The sequence below is a fragment of the uncultured Amnibacterium sp. genome, from assembly GCF_964244015.1.
Classification (GTDB): domain Bacteria; phylum Actinomycetota; class Actinomycetes; order Actinomycetales; family Microbacteriaceae; genus Amnibacterium.
This window is the reverse complement of sequence record NZ_CAXTHO010000018.1, coordinates 1-1,575: the sequence shown is the minus strand read 5'-3', so window position 1 is coordinate 1,575 and position 1,575 is coordinate 1. Positions and strand designations below refer to the sequence as shown.

Annotated in this window: 1 protein-coding gene and 1 pseudogene; both read left to right on the top strand. The window is 63.9% G+C overall.

What is annotated here, in order from left to right; all coding sequences use genetic code 11:
* A pseudogene (locus tag ACFE67_RS03785) lies at nucleotides 1–396 on the top strand (hypothetical protein); the annotation flags it as partial.
* A gap of 808 nt (nucleotides 397–1,204) precedes the next feature.
* On the top strand, nucleotides 1,205–1,342 hold the full coding sequence (locus ACFE67_RS03780; RefSeq protein WP_375405541.1) for a hypothetical protein: 138 nt from the start codon (nucleotides 1,205–1,207) through the stop codon (nucleotides 1,340–1,342).
* Nucleotides 1,343–1,575: the final 233 nt, after the last annotated feature.

Sequence of the window (1,575 nt, the reverse complement as noted above, 5' to 3'; positions counted from 1 at the left end):
TACGACCCCGCACAAGGCCGCTTCACCCAACACGACCCCACCGGACAAGACCCGCTCCAATACGGCTACTCCAACAACGATCCCATTTCGCAGAACGACCTGGAAGGATTGGCCCCTGCTGGGGCGATTGCAGAGGGCGTTGTCGGTGCGCTTGCAGCGGTCGGTACGGTCGTGGCGTGCGCTGCGACTGCGGGAGTGGGCTGCCTGGTGGCGGGTGTTGTGATCGGCGCCGCCGCCGGAGCGCTTGGTGGCGTTATTGGCGCTCGCGTCGATGGAGCGGGGGATGAGTCCACCGCGAGCGCAGCAGTGGACGGAGCCATTTCAGGAGCTGTTGGTGGCCTGATCGGAGGCTTCGCTGGAAAGCTCGCCAAACCATTCATCAAGAACTCACGCTGATGACGCTTGACATTCCGCTCCTGCTCTCGTCGGCAGGGTTCGTAGCCGTCCTTCTTGGTGGCTTGGGTCTCGTGATCTATGTGGTCCGGGACGTGGTGGCACCGCAGAAGAACTTGACGGTCAGGTTCCGAAACACGTGCATTTTCCTCCTAGTGCTCTCCCTCTTGCTACTCCTGCTCACCATGGGGTCTCTCACTATTTGGTCGACGGAGAGTTGATGCTGCTCGTCGGACGAATCGAGGCATGGTTGTGCAGCAACGAACGGTTGTCCCTGCGGCGCCCTCCGTATTGGATACGGACTTGACAAGCGAGGTGTCGGAGGCGAGTCAGCCGTACCGATGTGGGGCCGTTACACCGACACCGCCTCGGGAGCATTTTTCACGGCGACGTGTCTGGGCGTTCGCTGAATTGACAGCATGGCTGTCCTGGGCGGCCCCACTGGTCCGGGATGAAGGTGTGAACAAGACGTCGACGAAGCGGTGGGGCCGGTGGACATGGAGCGTATGACCGGGCTGCCCATAGACCGACTACTCGATCTCACCGTCTGCGTGGGGCCGCTGCTAGACCGTGACGAGGTCGCGGGGTGGACGTCGTGAGACCTCTTCGAGTCCGTCGTCGTCACGACGGACGTATCTGCGATAGAACCTGACCGAGGACTGCATCGAAAGCGATCTTCGACGTCTCGCAGTCCACGGTCTCGCGCCGCACGACGGTCCTCGATGCGCCGATCGCGGTAGCGCTGGCGGACCTCATACCGGTCCCGGCAGAGGTCACCCGCGGCGACACGGTCCCGGTCGACGGGACCCTAATGCCCACCAGTGACTGGTGTGATCAGCACGACCTGTGCTCCGGCAAGCACCACCGGACCGGGATGAACGTGCAGATCGCCTGCACCACCGGCACCCAAGGTGAATCGGAATCCAGCGCGAGCGGCCTCATCCGCTGAGTCGGTGCGGGACACCGACGGGCTGTTGATCGCGGTGCGGCTCGGCGCGGACGCTGCGAGTACGGCGGACTGCGACCCGTCCACCGCCAATGTCGGGTCGGCCCGGAATGTTCTATGAGTGATCGAGCCCAATCGGGAGGCGTGAATGCGGGGTGGTGCGGGCTGCGCAGCCGTCTCCGTCGCGTCACCGCCACCCCGTATGGTGACGGAGCCACCGATGCCTCGAGGAGCCG

Coding starts and splice junctions, on each gene's coding strand:
- ACFE67_RS03780 (WP_375405541.1), top strand. CDS start 1,205: ATGCCCACCAGTGACTGGTGTGATCAGCACGACCTGTGCTCCGGCAAG.